This window comes from Pseudomonas sp. H3_D04 (assembly GCF_054669175.1).
In genome coordinates, this window is record NZ_CP162801.1 from 4,345,021 (window position 1) to 4,363,411 (window position 18,391).

Consider the following 18,391-nt stretch of genomic DNA (forward strand, 5'->3'; position numbering starts at 1 on the left):
CGGGTCTGTTGAAAGAGATGGTTGGCCGTGAGGACGCCTTCGCGGGCAAGCCTCGCTCCTACAGTGGGACGGTGCCCACCGAACGCTTCTCACCACTCATTAGGCCGAGCGTTAGCTCGCCTGCTCTTGATCTGCCCGCCCCTTCGGGAGGCTGAGTGGAGGCGTTCATCTGGGGGGGCGCGTAGCGCCGTGCGGCGAAGCCGCACACATCGAGAGGAGGTCGAAGCGAAGCCGACCGGAGGCGATGCCCCCAGATGAATGCCGGAGCGAAGGAACGCCGAGCCCAGGCGAGGGGCCGGACGTTCGGGGCGAGCCTTTTTTTGCTTACTTTTTTTTGGCGTTTGAAAAAAAAGTGAGTCGCCGTAAGGGCGAAACCATAAGCGGCCATTACCGCAGGAATGGATATGTACACCACGCAGAGACAGGTCGGCTATCAGGCCGCCTTCGCAAACAGGCTCCACAGCCCCCCATCCCCAAATCGCAGGCGAAAAAAAGGGCAACCGAAGTTGCCCAAAATGCCTTGCGTGCTCATTACATCCAGAAAGAACTACGGCTTACGCTTATGCGAATCCTTCCAGATAAAAAATCCGAACCCTGCGAAAAACAGAACCATGAGGCCGACTGTCAGCACCCCGGCGATCACCACGTTGTCGAAAAACATGACGGCTCTCCTGCACTTGCCCTGTTGCGATAGGGCTAAGTTAACCAATCAGGCAGAAGAGAAAATTGACCAGGATCAATGTCGCCCAAGACAGGGCGTAAAGGAGGGGAAATAACTGACCTGCATCAACGGATGCAGGGTGTTTCAGCGCTTTTTCGGCTTGTTCTTCGGTTTCTTCTTGGCTTTACCCAACGGCATCGCCTGCTCAAACGCCTGACGCACTTCATTCAGACGCTTTTCATTAAGGTCATGAACCCGCTTGGCGCGTTCGGAATTGAGATCAATCAGCTTGTCGTCTTGGCTCATGGTGCTCAGTACATCGTATGGCAGGGTTGTCACAATAATGCGTTCTCACGGCAGCGCTGACCAGCCACAACCTCAAATCTGGATATCGACCCACAACCCCTGGCGCGGCTGATCTTCCATCAACGGCGCCACCGGCACGGTATTGTCGGCATTGAGCTCGTTACCGGGAATCGCCAGATGCTCTTCCGGATCTTCATCAGCCTCACGACGACGCCGTTCCCGCTCCTGCTTGCGCCGCTGTTCCTCGCGCAGCTGAAAAGCTGCTTCTTCGGGATCTCGCTGTTGCAGGTCGATGGTATTTTCGTTGGAGCTTTCCTGCACCGGCACGACAGGCGGAATATCCGGGCGCTGGCGGATCGGGTCCTGCTGTGACGTGATCGGCACGGCACTCAAAGGGAGCATCGGTGGCAGCATAATTATTAGTCTCCTGTCAGCAGGCTGTCGGCTGCGGGGATGGCGACTTGAGCCATCGGTCGCAAACTGTGACCGGTTTGGCACCAATTGGTGCCCCGACCTGCAAGCATCGCGTCGCTGGGCTAACGTAAGAGTGCGAGTTTTTATGAGAGTCCTTTGGCCCTGAAGCCCTCATTCCGTTAAGATAGCCCGCTTTTTCAAGGTGGGAGTCAGGCAGCATGGCGCAGCAGTATCAACCGGGGCAACGCTGGATCAGTGACAGCGAAGCCGAGCTGGGTTTAGGCACCGTTCTGGCACAGGACGGCCGCTTGTTGACCGTGCTCTATCCGGCCACTGGCGAGACTCGCCAGTACGCGCTACGGAATGCGCCCCTCACCCGCGTGCGGTTTTCGCCGGGCGACTCCATCACTCACTTCGAAGGCTGGAAGCTGACCGTCCAGGAAGTCGACGACGTCGATGGCCTGCTGGTCTACCACGGCCTCAACGCGCAGAACGAAGTGGTTACCCTGCCGGAAACCCAACTGTCGAACTTCATTCAGTTCCGCCTGGCCAGCGACCGGTTGTTCGCCGGGCAGATCGACCCGCTGGCCTGGTTCTCCCTGCGCTACAACACCCTGGAACACACCAGCCGCCAATTGCAGTCCGCGCTTTGGGGCCTCGGTGGCGTACGCGCGCAACCGATCGCGCACCAGTTGCACATCGCCCGCGAAGTCGCCGACCGCATTGCGCCGCGGGTTCTGCTGGCCGATGAAGTGGGCCTGGGCAAAACCATCGAAGCCGGCCTGGTGATCCATCGCCAACTGCTCTCGGGCCGCGCCAACCGCGTGCTGATCCTGGTGCCGGAGAACCTGCAGCACCAGTGGCTGGTCGAGATGCGCCGCCGCTTTAACCTGCAAGTCGCGCTGTTCGACGAAGAACGCTTCATCGAAAGCGATGCCGCCAACCCATTTGAAGACACCCAGCTCGCGCTGGTTGCACTCGAGTGGCTGGTGGACGACGAAAAGGCCCAGGACGCGCTGTTCGCCGCCGGTTGGGACCTGTTGGTGGTCGACGAAGCGCACCATCTGGTGTGGCACGAAGACAAGGCCAGCCCTGAATACACCTTGGTCGAGCAACTGGCCGAGGTCATTCCCGGCGTCCTGTTGCTGACCGCGACCCCGGAACAACTGGGTCAGGACAGCCATTTTGCGCGCCTGCGCCTGCTTGACCCGAACCGTTTCCATGACCTGCACGCCTTCCGCGCCGAGAGCGAAAACTATCGCCCGGTGGCCGAAGCCGTTCAGGAGCTGCTGGACAAGGGGCGCCTGTCGCCGGAAGCGCACAAGACCATTCACGGTTTCCTCGGCAACGAAGGCGAAGCGTTGCTGACCGCCGTCAACGATGGCGACATCGAAGCCAGCGCCCGCCTGGTCCGCGAACTGCTGGACCGCCACGGCACCGGCCGCGTGCTGTTTCGCAACACCCGCGCCGCCGTGCAGGGTTTCCCGGAGCGCAAACTGCATCCGTACCCGCTGCCGTGCCCGGACGAATACCTCGAACTGCCGCTGGGCGATCACGCCGAGCTGTACCCGGAAGTCAGCTTCCAGGCCCAGCCGGACGCCAACGAAGAAGAACGCTGGTGGAAATTCGACCCGCGCGTCGAGTGGCTGATCGATCAGCTGAAGATGCTCAAACGCACCAAAGTGCTGGTGATCTGCGCCCACGCTGAAACCGCCATGGACCTGGAAGACGCCCTGCGTGTGCGCTCCGGTATTCCGGCCACGGTCTTCCACGAAGGTATGAACATCCTTGAGCGTGACCGCGCCGCGGCCTACTTCGCCGACGAAGAATTTGGCGCACAGGTGCTGATCTGCTCGGAAATCGGCAGTGAAGGTCGTAACTTCCAGTTCTCGCACCACCTGGTGCTGTTCGATCTGCCATCCCACCCGGACTTGCTCGAGCAGCGTATCGGTCGTCTGGACCGGATCGGCCAGAAGCACATCATCGAACTGCACGTGCCGTATCTGGAAACCAGCCCTCAAGAACGGCTGTTCCAGTGGTACCACGAGGCGCTGAACGCGTTCCTCAACACCTGCCCGACCGGCAACGCCTTGCAGCATCAGTTCGGCCCGCGCCTGCTGCCGCTGCTGGAAAATGCCGACGATGGCGAGTGGCAAGCGCTGATCGACGAAGCCCGCGCCGAGCGTGAGCGCCTGGAAGCCGAGCTGCACACCGGCCGTGACCGCTTGCTGGAACTCAACTCCGGCGGCGCTGGCGAAGGTGATGCGCTGGTCGAGGACATTCTCGAACAAGACGATCAGTTCGCCCTGCCGATCTACATGGAAACCCTGTTCGACGCATTCGGCATCGACAGCGAAGACCATTCGGAAAACGCCCTGATCCTCAAGCCGAGCGAAAAAATGCTCGACGCCAGTTTCCCGCTGGGCGACGACGAAGGCGTGACCATCACTTACGACCGTAACCAGGCGCTGTCTCGCGAAGACATGCAGTTCATCACCTGGGAACACCCGATGGTGCAAGGCGGCATGGACCTGGTCTTGTCCGGTTCAATGGGCAACACCGCCGTGGCGCTGATCAAGAACAAGGCGCTGAAACCGGGCACCGTGTTGCTGGAACTGCTCTACGTCAGCGAAGTGGTTGCGCCGCGCTCGCTGCAACTGGGCCGTTACCTGCCGCCGGCCGCCCTGCGCTGCCTGCTCGATGCCAATGGCAACGACCTGTCGGCACGGGTGTCGTTCGAAACCTTGAACGATCAACTGGAAAGCGTGCCCCGCGCCAGTGCCAACAAGTTCATCCAGGCTCAGCGCGATCAACTGACGCCACGGATCAACGCCGGCGAAGAAAAGATCTTCCCGCGTCACGCCGAACGGGTTGCCGAAGCGCAACGTCGTCTGGCGGCCGATACCGACGAAGAGCTGGCACGTTTGACCGCACTGCAAGCGGTCAACCCGACCGTGCGCGACAGCGAACTGGTTGCCCTGCGCAAACAACGCGAGCAGGGTCTGGCGATGCTGGATAAAGCCGCGTTGCGGCTGGAAGCGATTCGGGTGTTGGTGGCGGGTTAAACCGCCCTGCTCCACCGCTGAAAACAAGAAGGCCCGCAGTGATGCGGGCCTTTTTTATTGCCTGAAATTTGATGCAGTGATGCTGATGGCCGCATCGCTGGCAGGAGCAGACTAGCGCCCACCGGGGATTTGTTAACGCTGTAGATCCAATGTGGGGGCCAGCCTGCTGGCGATAGCGATTATGCAGTCGCCACTGCAACATCAGATTCACCCACAGCGACCAATCCTTCCTTCATCCGCTTCGAATCCCGAACAAAACACCGCGAAGCCAAAAACAGAAACACCATGGTGAAAAACAGCGCCACCGGGATCAAGTACATCGCGTCATGCAAGCCGACCGCCTTGAACGCCTCGGTCATTTGCTCGGTGCCTGCCGCGGCCATCGCCGTGTGCGCGAAGTGGTCGGACAAACCACCCACCACCACCGGCCCCAAACCACCGCCCAGCAAGTACAACCCGGCGAAGAACAGCGCCATCGCCGTGGCCCGCAAGCGCGGTTCGACCACGTCCTGAATCGCCGTGTAAACGCAGGTATAGAAGTTGTAAGCAAACAGCCAACCCACGCTGAACACCGCCACGAACACCCCGATCTCGATCCGCCCGGCATGCAGCGCCCACGCGGTACACACCGTCGAGATGATCAGGCTGAATGCCGCAAACAGCAGGCGCCCATTGGCCACTCGCTGGTGAATCTTGTCGGCGACCCAGCCACCGAGCGTCAATCCGAACAAACCGGTCACGCCGACGATCACGCCGGTCGCCACCGCCGCTTCCTGCAACGGCATCAGGAAGTAACGCTGCAACATCGGCACCAGAAACGAGTTGCAGGCATAAGTAGCGAAGTTGAAGCACAACCCGGCCATGACCAGCCAAAGAAAGGTCGGCACTGCCAGAATTCGCCGGATCGGCTTGTCGACTTTCTCTTGCGAGACCTGCACGGTTTCTGCCGCGCCACGCTTCGGCTCTTTGATGAAGAACATGAAGATAGCGAGGATCAGCCCCGGCACCGCCGCGATGAAGAACGGTGCACGCCAGCTGTCGAACGCTTTGACCATTGCGCCAATGGTGAAGAACGCCAGCAGCAGGCCCAGTGGCAGACCGAGCATGAAAATGCCCATGGCCCGCGCGCGACGATGCGCCGGGAACAGGTCGCCGATCAGCGAGTTGGCGGCCGGCGCGTAACTGGCTTCGCCGACGCCGACGCCCATGCGCACGATCAGGAACGCCCAGAAATTGCCCACCAGACCATTGACCGCCGTCAGACCGCTCCACGCTGCCAGGCCCCAGCCCATCAGCTTGCTGCGCGAACCGGTATCGGCCATGCGCCCCAGGGGCAAGCCGGCAATGGCGTAGACGATGGTGAATGCAGTACCGATGATCCCCAGCTGAAAGTCGCTGAGGTGCCATTCCATGCGGATGGGTTCGATGATGATGGCCGGGATGGTGCGATCGAAGAAGTTGAACAGATTGGCCAGGAACAGCAGGAACAGAATGCGCCAGGCATTCGCCGCTTGGGTCGAGTTCTGCATGGGGGTCCGTCTCTTTTATTGTTATTGGGGCTTCGCTGTCCCCGGAACCTCCAATCTAGACAGGCCCGCCGGAGCTGTCTGTAATTATTCGTAATGCTGATATCAACCCATGGAGCCAAATCCAAACCTGTGGGAGCGAGCTGATAGCGAAGAGGCCGGCACATTCAATACAGAGGGTGACTGATCCGCCGCTTTCGCGAGCAGGCTCGCTCCCACAAGGGATTCTGCAAGGCAAGTATTTCTCGCCATTGGTCACATGAAAAAATACTTTTTCGCCCCCTTCCCAAGTTCAAAGCGAAGCCTAGAATAGCGGCCTTGCCTGCCCCACCAATCCCCTATCCCTCTTTGATTATCGCCCATGTCCGAAGCCAGTCCGTGTCTGAATTGCGGTGCCTGCTGTTCTCATTTTCGCGTGTCTTTTTTCTGGGGTGAATGCACCTCGGCCGGGGGAACGGTGCCTGACGAGCTAGTCGCACCCATCAGCCCCAGCCGGGTGGCCATGCTGGGCACGGACTGCAAACCCACTCGCTGCGTCGGGCTGGTCGGCGAAGTCGGCAGCACCGTGCAATGCTCGATTTACGACCAACGCTCCAGCACCTGTCGGGAGTTCGACGCCTCCTGGGCCAACGGCGAGGCAAATGTGGATTGCGATGCGGCACGGGCAGCGTTCGGATTGCCGGCCCTGCAACCGGAATTCGAGTTCCCTTATGAGCAGATCGCCTGAACACCGGCGCCTGTAATTACAAAATGTTCGAATGCAATGTGCCACTACCGTTTGCACTCTTTGTGTGACCTCTATACTCCAAGACATTCGCCAGGGTTCATGGTGTCGGCTGGATAAATACGAGGCGTCCGATGGAGTGGCCAGCTTTATATTTCACGACTCAACTGCCTGAGACTGGCCAGGTCATCCTCAATTGCACCCATAACCCCTTTCTGGTGTTGCTGGCCTATGTGGTCGCCTGTGCGACCGGCTTCGCCACACTGGACATCACCGAACGGATCGGCCACGCCGAAAAAGCGGCGTCCCAACGTCTGTGGCGCTGGGTTGGTGCCGGGTGTCTGGCGGGCGGTATCTGGGCCATGCACTTTGTCAGCATGCTGGCCTTCCAGGCCCCGATCGAAATCCATTATCAGTTACCCGTCACCCTGATCTCGTTGCTGTTTGCACTGACAGCTTCGTGGCTGGCGATGCATACCCTCAGCCATCCTCATCTGACTTTCTGGAAAACACTGCGGGCCGCGGTATGGATCGGCCTGGGTATCGCGACCATGCATTACGTGGGTATGGCCGCGATGCGCTCCTACGCGACGGCCTATTACAACCCTGCCCTGTTCGCTCTCTCAATCGTGATCGCAATTGGCGCCAGCTTGGCGGCCCTGTTGATTTCCCGTCACCTGTGCGAGGGCAGCGGCGTGGTTCATCAACTGCTCAAATACACCGCCAGCCTGGTGCTCGGAGCCGGCATCGTCAGCATGCATTTCACTGGCATGGCGGCGCTCAACCTGGTACTTCCCATCGATAGCCCCCAGCCACTGCCCGACGACAACACCCACCTGCAACTGGGGCTGACAGTGGCGGTAATGACCTTGCTGATCATCGGCAGCAGCATCAGCGCGGCATTGGCCGACAAGAAGCTGCAACACAAGGAATCCGACCTGAAGCGGGTCAACATCCTGCTCAGCCAACTGGATCAGGCGCGCTTGTCGCTGCAACAGGTGGCGCACTACGACGCGCTGACCAACCTGATCAACCGCCGTGGCTTCAATCAGATTTTCGCCGAAAAACTGCTCGAAAAGACCAACGAAGGCGGGATGCTTGCCGTGATGTTCCTCGACATCGACCACTTCAAGCGGATCAACGACAGCCTGGGCCATGACGCCGGCGATGAATTGCTCAAGGTCCTGGCCAGCCATATCAAGGATTCGGTACGCAGCCATGACGATGTGGTGGCGCGCTTTGGCGGGGACGAGTTCTGCATCCTCATCGGGCTGCATGAGCTTGAAGAAGCCCGGAGCATGGCCCAACGCATCATGCTGAAGATGAAGGAGCCCATCGAGCTGTCCGGCCGCAGCATGGTCATGACCACCAGCATCGGCATCAGCGTTTTTCCGCAAGATGGAACGACCTGCGAGGAGCTGCTGAAAAACGCCGACCTGGCGCTTTACCAGTCCAAGGGCAGCGGGCGCAACGGGCTGCATTTTTTCAGTCCACACATGAAAAACCGTGCCACGCTGGAGCTGCAACTCGAAGAAGAACTGCGGTACGCCCTGCGCAACGACGCCGGTCTGATCCTCTACTACCAACCGATCTACGACCTGAAAAGCGGCCAGGTCACCAAACTCGAAGCGCTGATTCGCTGGCAACACCCGGTTCACGGGTTGCTGGCACCGGATCGGTTCATTGCCATTGCCGAGGCCAACGGCCTGATCAACGAACTGGATAACTGGGTATTGCACAAGGCCTGTGAGGATCTTGGAGTGCTGTCTCGCCAGGGGCGCGAAGAACTCAAGATCGCCGTGAACTGCTCGCCGCTGAACCTCGCCCGGGAAGAGTTGGCCGATGAAATCGAAAACGCCCTGCGCATCGCCGGAGTGTCACCACAACGGCTGGAACTCGAAGTCACCGAAAACGCGCTGATGGGCAATCTCGCCAACACCCTGGCGTTGTTGAAGCAGATCCGTTCTCTCGGCGTCTCGCTCTCGATCGACGACTTCGGCACGGGCTATTCATCCCTGGCCTACCTCAAGCGCCTGCCGCTGAACACACTGAAAATCGACCGCTCGTTCATTCAGGACATCCCCAAGGCCACCCAGGACATGGAAATCGTCCACGCCATTATCATCATGGCCCACACCCTGCATTTACAGGTCGTCAGCGAGGGCGTCGAAACGTCCGAGCAACATGACTTTCTCGAACGCCAGGGCTGCGACCTGGTTCAAGGCCACCTGCTCAGCCGCCCGGTACCGCTGGCCGAGCTGCCTGCGGTGCTGGCCGAAATCAATCAGCGCAAACATTCACGCAATGTCAGTTCTCTGAGCCTGGCTACGGTACAACTGCACTAACGTCGACGGATCCTTTTCCAAAAAGCCCTGCCCCCCATGCAGGCGCATCAGTTGTGCGGCCAAGCCGCTGATCGGCGTGGCCGAGCCCTGTTCGCGGGAGAATTTCACCGCGGTGTCGAGGTCTTTGAGCAGCGTACGCACGTGCCACTTCACCGGCTCGAAACGACTCTCGGCCATTTGCGGGGCGAGTATCTGCAGGGGTTTTGAATCGGCGAACCCTCCCGCCAGCGCCTCGGCGATCAGGCTGGCGTCAACCCCGGAGCGCTCGGCCAGTGCCACCACTTCAGCAATCACCAGTGCATTGCAGGCAACGATCATCTGATTGCAGGCCTTGGTCACCTGCCCGGCGCCGACACCGCCCATGTGAGTCACCCGCTGACCGAGGTTCAACAGCACCGGCTTGACTCGCTCAAGGTCTGCCGCTTCGCCGCCGACCATAATGGCCAGGCTACCGGCCTCGGCACCGACGACCCCGCCGGACACCGGCGCGTCCAGCCAACGCATGCCGCATTGGTCGACAAGCGCCGATGCCATGTCCCGCGTCGCCGTCGGTTCCAGACTGGAAAAGTCCACCAGCAACTGACCGCTTTTAGCCCCCTCGGCAATCCCTGCCGGACCGAAAACCACCTCGCGCACCACCGCCGTGTCCGCCAGGCACAGCATCACAACTTCGGCGTGCCGAGCCAATTCGGCCGCTGTCGCCACTTGCCGGGCGCCGGCCTCGACCAGCGCTGCGCACTTGGCCGGGTTGCGATTCCACACCGTCAGCGGATACCCCGCCGCCAACAGGCGGCGGCACATGGGCAAGCCCATCAGGCCGATTCCGGCAAAACTCAACGAAGGTAGCGTTGACATCATTTAGCCTTCTTTTTGATTAAAGATCGCAGAATATTGGCCGATTCATCATGACTAAGGAAAGGATTCCCCCGAGCGACGCTCAGGCTTAGTCCCTGACGCTTGGGCAAAATACGCGCTAAAAAAGTCGCGAGTTCCTATTCCGTGAAGGTTCGACGACACCGTGTCGCCGAGCCAACCAGCCCAGGTACATGGCGCCCAATGACCTCTAAAAATAATCCGGCCACTACGGTTTCCGACCTGACACTGAGCCCCGCGGCGAACAGCCCCTCATCGTCGAAGCCATTGATCCCGTCACGTCCTCTGGCCAGTCAGCAATACCTGTATTTCACCGAAACCAACACCGACCGCATCCTCGATAACCTCGATGGCCTGCGCGACATGGTGTTCCCGCGCCCACCGCACCTGGAAGGCGACAACGAACAGCACAGCGATCAGGAATTCCCGTCGGTGTGCCTGATCGGCCTGGGACGTTGCGGATCGAACATTGCGCTGGACGTCGCGGAGCTGGTGTACAACGCCCGCAAGTTCTACCTCAACGAATTCAACAACGAAGACCGCCTGTCGCCGGACAAACGTTACGCCGAAAAGGGCTACAGCCCGGCGCAGTGGATCCGCAACAACTTGCGCCTGGGAACGAACAAGGCCACCAAACCGGTGTTCCTGGTCGAGCCGCTGGTGATGCTTGGCGACCTGGACAAAGACATCGCCGGTCGCATCCGTTTCTCGCGCAAGGGCGAAAAGAGTGGCTTCCTGCGCGACTACAGCAAAATGAAGATCATGGACTTGTCGGAAGTCCACGCCGGGGGCGCCGGTAACGCGCCGATCCTCGGTCAGTACCTGGCCAAGATCATCCTGAACAAGGACACCCAGCGTTTCTCCAGCCCGGACTGGAAAATGATTCACTCGTACCTGATCGACAGCTGTGGGATCAAGGCCAACCAGTCGCGCCTGTATTTCTCGATCTTCAGTGCTGGCGGCGGTACCGGTTCGGGCATGGCCTCGGAATTCGGCCTGGCCCAGCAACACTCGTACATGAACAAGACGTTCGACACCAAGCCGATGGATGAGCACGACGGCAAGAGCGGTCACTCCTTCGTCTTCGAGCCGATCTTCACCAGCGGCATCTGCGTGCTGCCGAACATTTCCGATCACCGCAGCGAAATGTCCGAGGCGCTGCACATCAACGCCGGTCGCCTGCTGTGCAAATACCTGTCGGAAGAGTGGGACTTCTCCTATAACTTCGCCAACGAAGACAGCAGCGAAGCCAGCGTCATGGGCCGGATCCGCCCATGGAACGCCATGATGCTGATCTCCAACGACATCATGCGGTATGCCGAAGAAAGCGATGACGGCAACATTCAGAACATCGACGTCAACGCGATGGAAAAGCACGCCAACCAATACATCTCGCAGCAGATCTTCAACATTCTGACGGCGCAGGCGGTCACGACTGACTACGACCAGAACTATTTCCGTCGCGCTGGCATCGACATCGGCGAAACCATTCGCCTCGACGCCAACGACCTGTTCATGAGCCTGGCCGGCCCGGTGGCGATTGCCTACGCCGAGTCCGTGGTGCCGGAAACCCCGCCGCCGAGCAGCGACAAGTTCAAGGTGTTCGAGAAAGAGCCACAGCGTCTGAACATCGACGACCTGTTCTTCCGTTCCATCGACCTGCCGCACTTCAACAAAGTGACCCAGGCAATCGAAGGCATCAGCCTGTTGCCGATCGAGTCCAAGCGCTATCGGGCCTCGCTGGAGCAGTACAAGAATTCCGGTTATGACGCGGCCGCGTTGCACGACCTGCACTTCTTCAAGAACTGCTCGTCGGTGGTGTCGATTGTCTCGCTGCCGAAAGACTACAAGCTGTCCTACATGGACTTGAACCGGTTGAAGACCCACCTCAACAGCCTGTTCCCCAACACTACGCTCAAGCGTTATGCCCTGGTGATCGGCGCTTCGGCCAACTTGTCGCTGACCACCCTGATCGCCAAGAGCCCGTGCCTGTCGGACGATTTCCTGACGCTGATCGTGGCCTTCATCAAGCGCTGCTTCGCGAAGAACCCGTACCGCTTCGACGACACCCTGGATAACTCGATCCTCGACTTCATCATCAATGAAGACTTCGACGAAGACCTGATCGACGATCTGCTGAACGAGTTCGAGAACCCGGCGAAGATCCTCGACACCAACTGGTACGCGATCAAACCGATGTACGAGAAGAAGTACCGCGAGCTGATCAACGACAAGGACAAATTCGTCTCGATCAACGACATTCGCCTGTCGCGCGACTGCGTGAAGAAGGCGATCAAGTACCTGCGTGAGATCTACCGTCACCGGATTGGCAAGACCAAGGTTATTTCGCTGAATAACCATACCGGTAAAACCTTCTAAAACCGCGTCGCGCCCAATCGCGAGCAGGCTCGCTCCCACAAGGACCGCATTTCTTCTGAAGAAACGCGGTTAAATGTGGGAGCGAGCCTGCTCGCGATGGCGGCATCGGATTCACCGAAAAACCCAACATCCAGAAACAATTAAGCAGCCCGAAGGCTGCTCAATAAACTGTTCCCGTTACGTTTACGTCACCCTCGCCAAGACCCTTCTGTGGCCTTTCTCTACGGCAACATGCCATCACGCTACTCACCTACACACTTTTGGTCGCCCGCCAGGCGCACCAATAAAGTGCGGACAGTCAGCTCGTCGCCCTTTCCTGGATCAGAATCCACGGTGAAACCACCACAGCCCACAGCTGCGGGTCGCGTTCAAAAAGATCCAGCGCCCGCGTTTCAGACAGCTTGGCGACCTTGTCGGCAGCCAGCCAGGCAGCCACTTTCTCACCTTCATCCGTCGCAACAGCTTGGGCAGCAGCGATCAAATCCAGGCCGGGATCGACCCACAATAGGGCACCCTTGGCAAAGAAGGGCTCCAACTCTTTCCACGTAATAGATGCGGTTTCACCAAGCAGCTTGGCATAGAGGGTGCTAGGTTCTTCATTCATGGGCACTGTCCGGAAAAGAAATCGACGCGAATGATAACGTCGGTGGTCTGGCAGAAAAACCCGGATGCAATTGAGTCACCGAAAGAAAAGAGCAGGAAAGCCAGGGAATGCTGCTGAATCAAGCAATTAGCCAGCTAACATCCCGCCGCTATTCTGTCTTTTTCTTTCAATTAAGCGACACCCTCAGGTTTTGCCCCCCGGCGCCAGCTTCCCAGGCTAACAATTGGCGCTCTACACTGTACCGGTACAGTTGTCGGGGGCATTTTCCGGAGGATATCGAAGATATCTGACCCGGTTCTGCTGCTACGGCGCCAGGACTATAAAAACTACAACAGTAAGAGTGGAGCACTATGACTAAGGCTACTAAGCAGATTTCCAAACTGTTTGCCGCTATGGTTCTGGCCGGGGTTGCCAGCCATTCGTTCGCAGCTGACACCATCAAGATCGGCATCGCCGGCCCTAAAACCGGCCCTGTAGCCCAATACGGCGACATGCAGTTCAGTGGCGCCAAAATGGCCATCGAACAGATCAACGCCAAAGGCGGCGTAGACGGCAAGAAACTCGAAGCCGTTGAATACGATGACGCCTGTGATCCAAAACAAGCGGTAGCGGTCGCGAACAAAGTCGTCAACGACGGCGTCAAGTTCGTAGTCGGTCACCTGTGCTCCAGCTCCACCCAACCGGCTTCGGACATTTACGAAGACGAAGGCGTGATCATGATCACCCCGGCTGCCACCAGCCCGGACATCACCGCCCGTGGTTACAAAATGGTGTTCCGCACCATCGGTCTGGACAGCGCCCAAGGCCCTGCCGCCGGTAACTACATCGCCGACTTCGTAAAACCGAAGATCGTTGCTGTCCTGCACGACAAACAGCAATACGGTGAAGGCATCGCCACCGCCGTTAAACAAACCCTCGAGAAAAAAGGCACCAAGGTTGCCGTGTTCGAAGGCATCAACGCCGGCGACAAGGACTTCTCGTCGATCATCCAGAAACTCAAGCAAGCCAACGTCGACTTCGTTTACTACGGTGGCTACCACCCTGAGCTGGGTCTGATCCTGCGCCAGGCGGATGAAAAAGGCCTGAAAGCCAAGTTCATGGGTCCGGAAGGCGTGGGTAACGACTCGATCTCGCAGATCGCTCAGAAAGCTTCGGAAGGTCTGCTGGTGACGCTGCCGAAATCCTTCGACCAGGATCCGGCCAACATCGCCCTGGCTGATGCGTTCAAAGCGAAGAAAGAAGACCCGAGCGGTCCGTTCGTGTTCCCGGCCTACTCGGCTGTGGAAGTGATTGCCGAAGGCATCAAGGCCGCCAAGTCCGAAGACACTGCCAAAGTGGCTGCTGCCATCCACGCAGGCACCTTCAAGACGCCTACCGGCGACCTGAGCTTCGACGACAAGGGCGACCTGAAAGACTTCAAATTTGTGGTTTACGAGTGGCACTTCGGCAAACCAAAAACTGAAGCCAAGCCTCAGTAAGGCGTTGCCTGACTGACTGCCAATAAAGCCCACGGCGTGCCGTGGGCTTTGTTTTACGAATGTATTGGGCCGCGCTGGCGTGATCCGCCAGTCTCCCCACCTGAAAATCTCAAAACCGTCATCAGCGGTTCGCTGGCAAACCTCGCGTTCGAAGTGGATGCAGATCCACGGGGCTCGAGCGGGAAAATGACTCCACCAGTGAAATGCGTATCAGGTTTTTAGGAGCGCTGTAATGCCTGACATCTATCACTTCCTCCAACAGCTGGTTAATGGCCTGACCATTGGCAGTACGTATGCCCTGATCGCCATCGGCTATACGATGGTTTACGGCATCATTGGAATGATCAACTTCGCCCACGGCGAGGTGTACATGATCGGCTCCTACGTGGCGTTCATCGCCATCGCCGGGTTGGCCATGCTGGGACTCGACAGCGTTCCGCTGTTGATTACCGCTGCTTTCATCGCGACCATCGTCGTGACCAGTGCCTACGGTTACAGCATCGAACGCGTCGCCTACCGCCCTTTGCGCGGCAGCAACCGTCTGATCCCGCTGATTTCCGCCATCGGCATGTCGATCTTCCTGCAGAACACGGTTCTGCTGGCGCAAGACTCCAAGGACAAATCCATAGCCAACCTGATCCCCGGCAGCTTCACCTTCGGGCCAGGTGGCGCACATGAAGTGCTGATTTCCTACATGCAAATCGTGGTATTCGTGGTGACCTTCGTCGCCATGCTCGGCTTGACAATGTTCATCTCCCGCTCTCGTCTCGGACGTGCCTGCCGCGCCTGTGCCGAAGACATCAAGATGGCCAACTTGCTGGGCATCAATACCAACAACATCATCGCCCTGACCTTCGTCATCGGTGCCGCATTGGCGGCCATCGCGGCCGTCTTGTTGAGCATGCAATACGGTGTGATCAACCCGAACGCCGGGTTCCTCGTTGGACTCAAGGCGTTCACCGCAGCGGTACTGGGCGGTATCGGCAGCATCCCGGGAGCCATGCTCGGCGGGCTGGTATTAGGGGTGGCGGAAGCCTTTGGTGCCGATATCTTCGGCGACCAGTACAAGGACGTCGTGGCTTTCGGCTTGTTGGTTCTGGTTCTGTTGTTCCGGCCGACCGGCATCCTTGGCCGTCCGGAGGTTGAAAAAGTATGACTAGGAATCTTAAACAGGCACTGTTCAGTGCTTTGCTGGTGTGGGCCGTGGCCTACCCGGTACTGGGTCTGAAACTGACCATCGTCGGCATCCACCTCGAAGTGCACGGCACCAGCAGCGCCACACTGATCACTATCGCGGTGTGCTCGGTGCTGATGTTCCTGCGGGTGCTGTTCGATCAACAGATCAGCTCGGCCTGGCGCTCGTCGCCAAACATGCCGCTGATTCCGGCCAAGGCCAGTAACTTCCTGACCCTGCCGACCACCCAACGCTGGATCATCATTGCGCTGATCGCCGGTGCCCTGGTCTGGCCGTTCTTCGGCTCTCGTGGTGCGGTGGATATCGCCACGCTGGTGCTGATCTACGTGATGCTCGGCCTCGGCCTGAACATCGTGGTCGGCCTGGCCGGCCTGCTCGACCTGGGTTACGTCGGCTTCTATGCCGTCGGGGCGTACAGCTATGCATTGCTGTCGCACTATCTGGGTCTGGGCTTCTGGATCTGTCTGCCGATCGCCGGCCTGATGGCGGCCACTTTCGGTTTCCTGCTCGGCTTCCCGGTACTGCGTCTGCGCGGCGACTACCTGGCGATCGTGACCCTGGGCTTTGGTGAAATCATCCGTCTGTTCCTGCGTAACCTCACCGATATCACTGGTGGCCCGAACGGCATCAGCAACATCGAGAAGCCGACGTTCTTCGGACTCACCTTCGAGCGCAAAGCGGCAGAGGGCATGCAGACGTTCCACGAGTACTTCGGCCTGGCCTATAACTCGATCAACAAGGTGATTTTCCTGTACCTGGTTGCACTGTTGCTGGCCCTGGCTGCGCTGTTCGTGATCAACCGTTTGCTGCGCATGCCGATCGGCCGTGCGTGGGAAGCGTTGCGTGAAGACGAGATCGCCTGCCGTGCGCTGGGTCTGAATCCTACGGTCATCAAGCTTTCCGCCTTCACCCTGGGCGCCGCCTTCGCAGGTTTCGCCGGCAGTTTCTTCGCTGCCCGTCAGGGCCTGGTGACACCGGAGTCGTTCACCTTCATCGAGTCGGCGATCATCCTCGCCATCGTCGTATTGGGTGGCATGGGCTCGCAGTTGGGCGTGATCCTGGCCGCCGTGGTGATGATCCTGCTGCCGGAAATGATGCGTGAGTTCAGTGAGTACCGCATGTTGATGTTCGGCGCCTTGATGGTGCTGATGATGATCTGGCGTCCTCAAGGCCTGCTGCCCATGCAACGTCCTCACATGGAGCTGCGCAAATGAGCCGCGAGATCCTTAAAGTCGAAAATCTGAGCATGCGCTTCGGCGGCTTGCTGGCGGTCAACGGCGTGGCCCTGACCGTGAAGGAAAAACAGGTGGTTGCACTGATCGGCCCTAACGGCGCCGGCAAAACCACGGTGTTCAACTGCCTGACCGGTTTTTACAAGCCGAGTGGCGGCAGCATCCTGCTGGACGGCGAGCCGATCGAAGGCCTGCCAGGCCACAAGATCGCCCTCAAAGGCGTGGTGCGCACCTTCCAGAACGTGCGGTTGTTCAAGGACATGACCGCGGTCGAGAACCTCTTGATCGCGCAGCACCGTCATCTGAACACCAACTTCCTGTCTGGTCTGTTCAAGACCCCGGCATTCCGCAAAAGCGAACGCGAGGCCATGGAGTTTGCCGAGTTCTGGCTGGACAAGGTCAACCTCACGCAGTTCGCCAACCGCCCGGCCGGCACCCTGGCCTACGGTCAGCAACGCCGTCTGGAAATCGCTCGCTGCATGATGACCCGCCCGCGGATCCTCATGCTCGACGAACCGGCCGCCGGCCTGAACCCGAAGGAAACCGAGGACCTCAAGGCGCTGATCAGCATGCTGCGTGAAGAGCATAACGTCACCGTGCTGCTGATCGAACACGACATGAAACTGGTCATGAGCATTTCCGACCACATCGTCGTGATCAACCAGGGCACGCCTCTGGCCGACGGCACGCCGGAACAGATCCGCGACAATCCTGAAGTGATCAAAGCCTACCTGGGGGAAGCGTAAATGCTGCAATTTGAAAACGTTTCCACCTTCTACGGCAAGATCCAGGCGCTGCACAGCGTCAACGTCGAAGTCCGCCAGGGCGAGATCGTGACCCTGATCGGCGCCAACGGTGCCGGCAAGTCGACCTTGCTGATGACCCTCTGCGGTTCGCCGCAAGCCCACAGCGGCAGCATCCGCTACATGGGTGAAGAGCTCGTCGGCCAGGACTCGTCGCAGATCATGCGTAAAAGCATTGCGGTCGTGCCGGAAGGTCGTCGAGTGTTCGCCCGCCTGACCGTGGAAGAGAACCTGTCCATGGGCGGATTCTTTACCAGCAAGGGCGATTATCAGGAACAGATGGACAAGGTTCTCGGACTTTTCCCACGCCTGAAAGAACGCTTTGCCCAACGCGGCGGCACCATGTCCGGCGGCGAACAGCAAATGCTCGCCATCGGCCGTGCGCTGATGAGCAAACCCAAACTGCTGCTGCTCGACGAGCCATCGTTGGGCCTGGCACCGATCATCATCCAGCAGATCTTCGACATCATCGAACAGCTGCGCAAGGATGGCGTGACGGTGTTTCTGGTAGAGCAGAACGCCAACCAGGCGCTGAAAATTGCCGACCGTGCCTACGTTCTGGAGAACGGCCGGGTGGTGATGACCGGCACGGGGGAAGCACTGCTGACTGATCCGAAAGTGCGCGAAGCGTATCTCGGCGGCTAAGCAATTGCGGTAAACAAAAACGGCCTTCGGGCCGTTTTTTTGTGCCCGCCATAAACCTTCACGGCAATAAAGCCCCCCTGTGGGAGCGAACCTGCTCGCGATAGCGGAGTGTCAGTCAACAAAACCGTTGAATGCGAAACA

15 protein-coding genes are annotated in these 18,391 nt (G+C 59.0%); 9 read left to right on the forward strand and 6 right to left on the reverse strand.

The features are described from left to right. Positions 1 to 547 precede the first annotated feature (547 nt). From ccoM to AB4N91_RS20075, 3 genes are all read right to left on the reverse strand, one after another. Positions 548 to 661, reverse strand: a complete 114-nt coding sequence (ccoM, locus tag AB4N91_RS20065; protein ID WP_010462558.1) for a cytochrome c oxidase subunit CcoM — start codon at positions 659 to 661, stop codon at positions 548 to 550. A gap of 144 nt (positions 662 to 805) precedes the next feature. Beyond that, the gene (locus AB4N91_RS20070; protein WP_007935839.1) at positions 806 to 967 is read right to left on the reverse strand and encodes a hypothetical protein; all 162 of its coding nucleotides are present in this window, start codon (positions 965 to 967) and stop codon (positions 806 to 808) included. Between the two features lie 72 nt (positions 968 to 1,039). Continuing rightward, positions 1,040 to 1,381 (reverse strand): hypothetical protein, encoded by a 342-nt coding sequence (locus AB4N91_RS20075; RefSeq protein ID WP_010462560.1) that lies wholly within the window; start codon positions 1,379 to 1,381, stop codon positions 1,040 to 1,042. Between the two features lie 218 nt (positions 1,382 to 1,599). Here AB4N91_RS20075 and rapA point away from each other — a divergent pair, with 218 nt between their 5' ends. Then, complete coding sequence (gene rapA, locus AB4N91_RS20080) at positions 1,600 to 4,446, forward strand: RNA polymerase-associated protein RapA (protein ID WP_010462562.1); 2,847 nt, start codon at positions 1,600 to 1,602, stop codon at positions 4,444 to 4,446. Positions 4,447 to 4,625: 179 nt separating this feature from the next. Here rapA and AB4N91_RS20085 read toward each other — a convergent pair whose 3' ends face one another. Next, the gene (locus AB4N91_RS20085; protein WP_077749560.1) at positions 4,626 to 5,975 is read right to left on the reverse strand and encodes a spinster family MFS transporter; all 1,350 of its coding nucleotides are present in this window, start codon (positions 5,973 to 5,975) and stop codon (positions 4,626 to 4,628) included. Between the two features lie 358 nt (positions 5,976 to 6,333). Here AB4N91_RS20085 and AB4N91_RS20090 point away from each other — a divergent pair, with 358 nt between their 5' ends. Further along, the gene (locus tag AB4N91_RS20090; protein WP_042932325.1) at positions 6,334 to 6,699 is read left to right on the forward strand and encodes a YkgJ family cysteine cluster protein; all 366 of its coding nucleotides are present in this window, start codon (positions 6,334 to 6,336) and stop codon (positions 6,697 to 6,699) included. Positions 6,700 to 6,830: 131 nt separating this feature from the next. After that, positions 6,831 to 9,041: a putative bifunctional diguanylate cyclase/phosphodiesterase gene (locus tag AB4N91_RS20095; protein ID WP_154912948.1), complete on the forward strand. Its 2,211-nt coding sequence runs from the start codon at positions 6,831 to 6,833 to the stop codon at positions 9,039 to 9,041. Here the strand turns inward: AB4N91_RS20095 and AB4N91_RS20100 are convergent. Beyond that, positions 8,994 to 9,899 carry an NAD(P)-dependent oxidoreductase gene (locus AB4N91_RS20100; protein WP_191650637.1) on the reverse strand — a complete coding sequence of 302 codons (906 nt, stop codon included), beginning with the start codon at positions 9,897 to 9,899 and terminating at the stop codon, positions 8,994 to 8,996. The two genes, AB4N91_RS20095 and AB4N91_RS20100, sit on opposite strands and share 48 nt — an antisense overlap. Positions 9,900 to 10,097: 198 nt before the next feature. On the opposite strand from AB4N91_RS20100, the gene AB4N91_RS20105 reads away from it, so the two are divergent. Beyond that, positions 10,098 to 12,293, forward strand: coding sequence for a hypothetical protein (locus AB4N91_RS20105; RefSeq protein ID WP_145307486.1), 2,196 nt, complete (start codon positions 10,098 to 10,100; stop codon positions 12,291 to 12,293). A gap of 298 nt (positions 12,294 to 12,591) precedes the next feature. Here the strand turns inward: AB4N91_RS20105 and AB4N91_RS20110 are convergent, their stop codons facing one another. Then, a complete protein-coding gene (locus tag AB4N91_RS20110) occupies positions 12,592 to 12,897 on the reverse strand; it encodes a DUF2288 domain-containing protein (RefSeq protein WP_010462574.1) in 306 nt (101 codons plus the stop codon). A 350-nt stretch (positions 12,898 to 13,247) separates the two neighbouring features. On the opposite strand from AB4N91_RS20110, the gene AB4N91_RS20115 reads away from it, so the two are divergent. The 5 genes from AB4N91_RS20115 to AB4N91_RS20135 all read left to right on the forward strand — a co-directional run bounded on the left by AB4N91_RS20115 (position 13,248) and on the right by AB4N91_RS20135 (position 18,250). Beyond that, positions 13,248 to 14,375 (forward strand): branched-chain amino acid ABC transporter substrate-binding protein, encoded by a 1,128-nt coding sequence (locus AB4N91_RS20115; RefSeq protein ID WP_010462576.1) that lies wholly within the window; start codon positions 13,248 to 13,250, stop codon positions 14,373 to 14,375. Between the two features lie 232 nt (positions 14,376 to 14,607). Beyond that, positions 14,608 to 15,531, forward strand: coding sequence for a high-affinity branched-chain amino acid ABC transporter permease LivH (gene livH, locus AB4N91_RS20120; protein ID WP_010462578.1), 924 nt, complete (start codon positions 14,608 to 14,610; stop codon positions 15,529 to 15,531). After that, the gene (locus AB4N91_RS20125; RefSeq protein WP_010462580.1) at positions 15,528 to 16,784 is read left to right on the forward strand and encodes a high-affinity branched-chain amino acid ABC transporter permease LivM; all 1,257 of its coding nucleotides are present in this window, start codon (positions 15,528 to 15,530) and stop codon (positions 16,782 to 16,784) included. Before livH ends, AB4N91_RS20125 begins: the two co-directional genes overlap by 4 nt. Further along, a complete protein-coding gene (gene livG / locus AB4N91_RS20130; protein ID WP_010462581.1) occupies positions 16,781 to 17,548 on the forward strand; it encodes a high-affinity branched-chain amino acid ABC transporter ATP-binding protein LivG in 768 nt (255 codons plus the stop codon). The genes AB4N91_RS20125 and livG overlap by 4 nt, the downstream gene beginning before the upstream one ends. After that, positions 17,549 to 18,250 carry an ABC transporter ATP-binding protein gene (locus tag AB4N91_RS20135; protein WP_010462583.1) on the forward strand — a complete coding sequence of 234 codons (702 nt, stop codon included), beginning with the start codon at positions 17,549 to 17,551 and terminating at the stop codon, positions 18,248 to 18,250. Positions 18,251 to 18,391: the final 141 nt, after the last annotated feature.

Bases quoted from the DNA above. Each gene is read 5' to 3' on its own strand.
- AB4N91_RS20090 (WP_042932325.1), top strand. From the start codon at position 6,334: ATGTCCGAAGCCAGTCCGTGTCTGAATTGCGGTGCCTGCTGTTCTCAT.
- rapA (WP_010462562.1), top strand. From the start codon at position 1,600: ATGGCGCAGCAGTATCAACCGGGGCAACGCTGGATCAGTGACAGCGAA.
- AB4N91_RS20105 (WP_145307486.1), top strand. From the start codon at position 10,098: ATGACCTCTAAAAATAATCCGGCCACTACGGTTTCCGACCTGACACTG.
- AB4N91_RS20095 (WP_154912948.1), top strand. From the start codon at position 6,831: ATGGAGTGGCCAGCTTTATATTTCACGACTCAACTGCCTGAGACTGGC.
- livG (WP_010462581.1), top strand. From the start codon at position 16,781: ATGAGCCGCGAGATCCTTAAAGTCGAAAATCTGAGCATGCGCTTCGGC.
- AB4N91_RS20115 (WP_010462576.1), top strand. From the start codon at position 13,248: ATGACTAAGGCTACTAAGCAGATTTCCAAACTGTTTGCCGCTATGGTT.
- AB4N91_RS20085 (WP_077749560.1), bottom strand. From the start codon at position 5,975: ATGCAGAACTCGACCCAAGCGGCGAATGCCTGGCGCATTCTGTTCCTG.
- AB4N91_RS20070 (WP_007935839.1), bottom strand. From the start codon at position 967: ATGAGCCAAGACGACAAGCTGATTGATCTCAATTCCGAACGCGCCAAG.
- livH (WP_010462578.1), top strand. From the start codon at position 14,608: ATGCCTGACATCTATCACTTCCTCCAACAGCTGGTTAATGGCCTGACC.
- AB4N91_RS20125 (WP_010462580.1), top strand. From the start codon at position 15,528: ATGACTAGGAATCTTAAACAGGCACTGTTCAGTGCTTTGCTGGTGTGG.
- AB4N91_RS20135 (WP_010462583.1), top strand. From the start codon at position 17,549: ATGCTGCAATTTGAAAACGTTTCCACCTTCTACGGCAAGATCCAGGCG.
- AB4N91_RS20110 (WP_010462574.1), bottom strand. From the start codon at position 12,897: ATGAATGAAGAACCTAGCACCCTCTATGCCAAGCTGCTTGGTGAAACC.
- AB4N91_RS20100 (WP_191650637.1), bottom strand. From the start codon at position 9,899: ATGATGTCAACGCTACCTTCGTTGAGTTTTGCCGGAATCGGCCTGATG.
- AB4N91_RS20075 (WP_010462560.1), bottom strand. From the start codon at position 1,381: ATGCTGCCACCGATGCTCCCTTTGAGTGCCGTGCCGATCACGTCACAG.
- ccoM (WP_010462558.1), bottom strand. From the start codon at position 661: ATGTTTTTCGACAACGTGGTGATCGCCGGGGTGCTGACAGTCGGCCTC.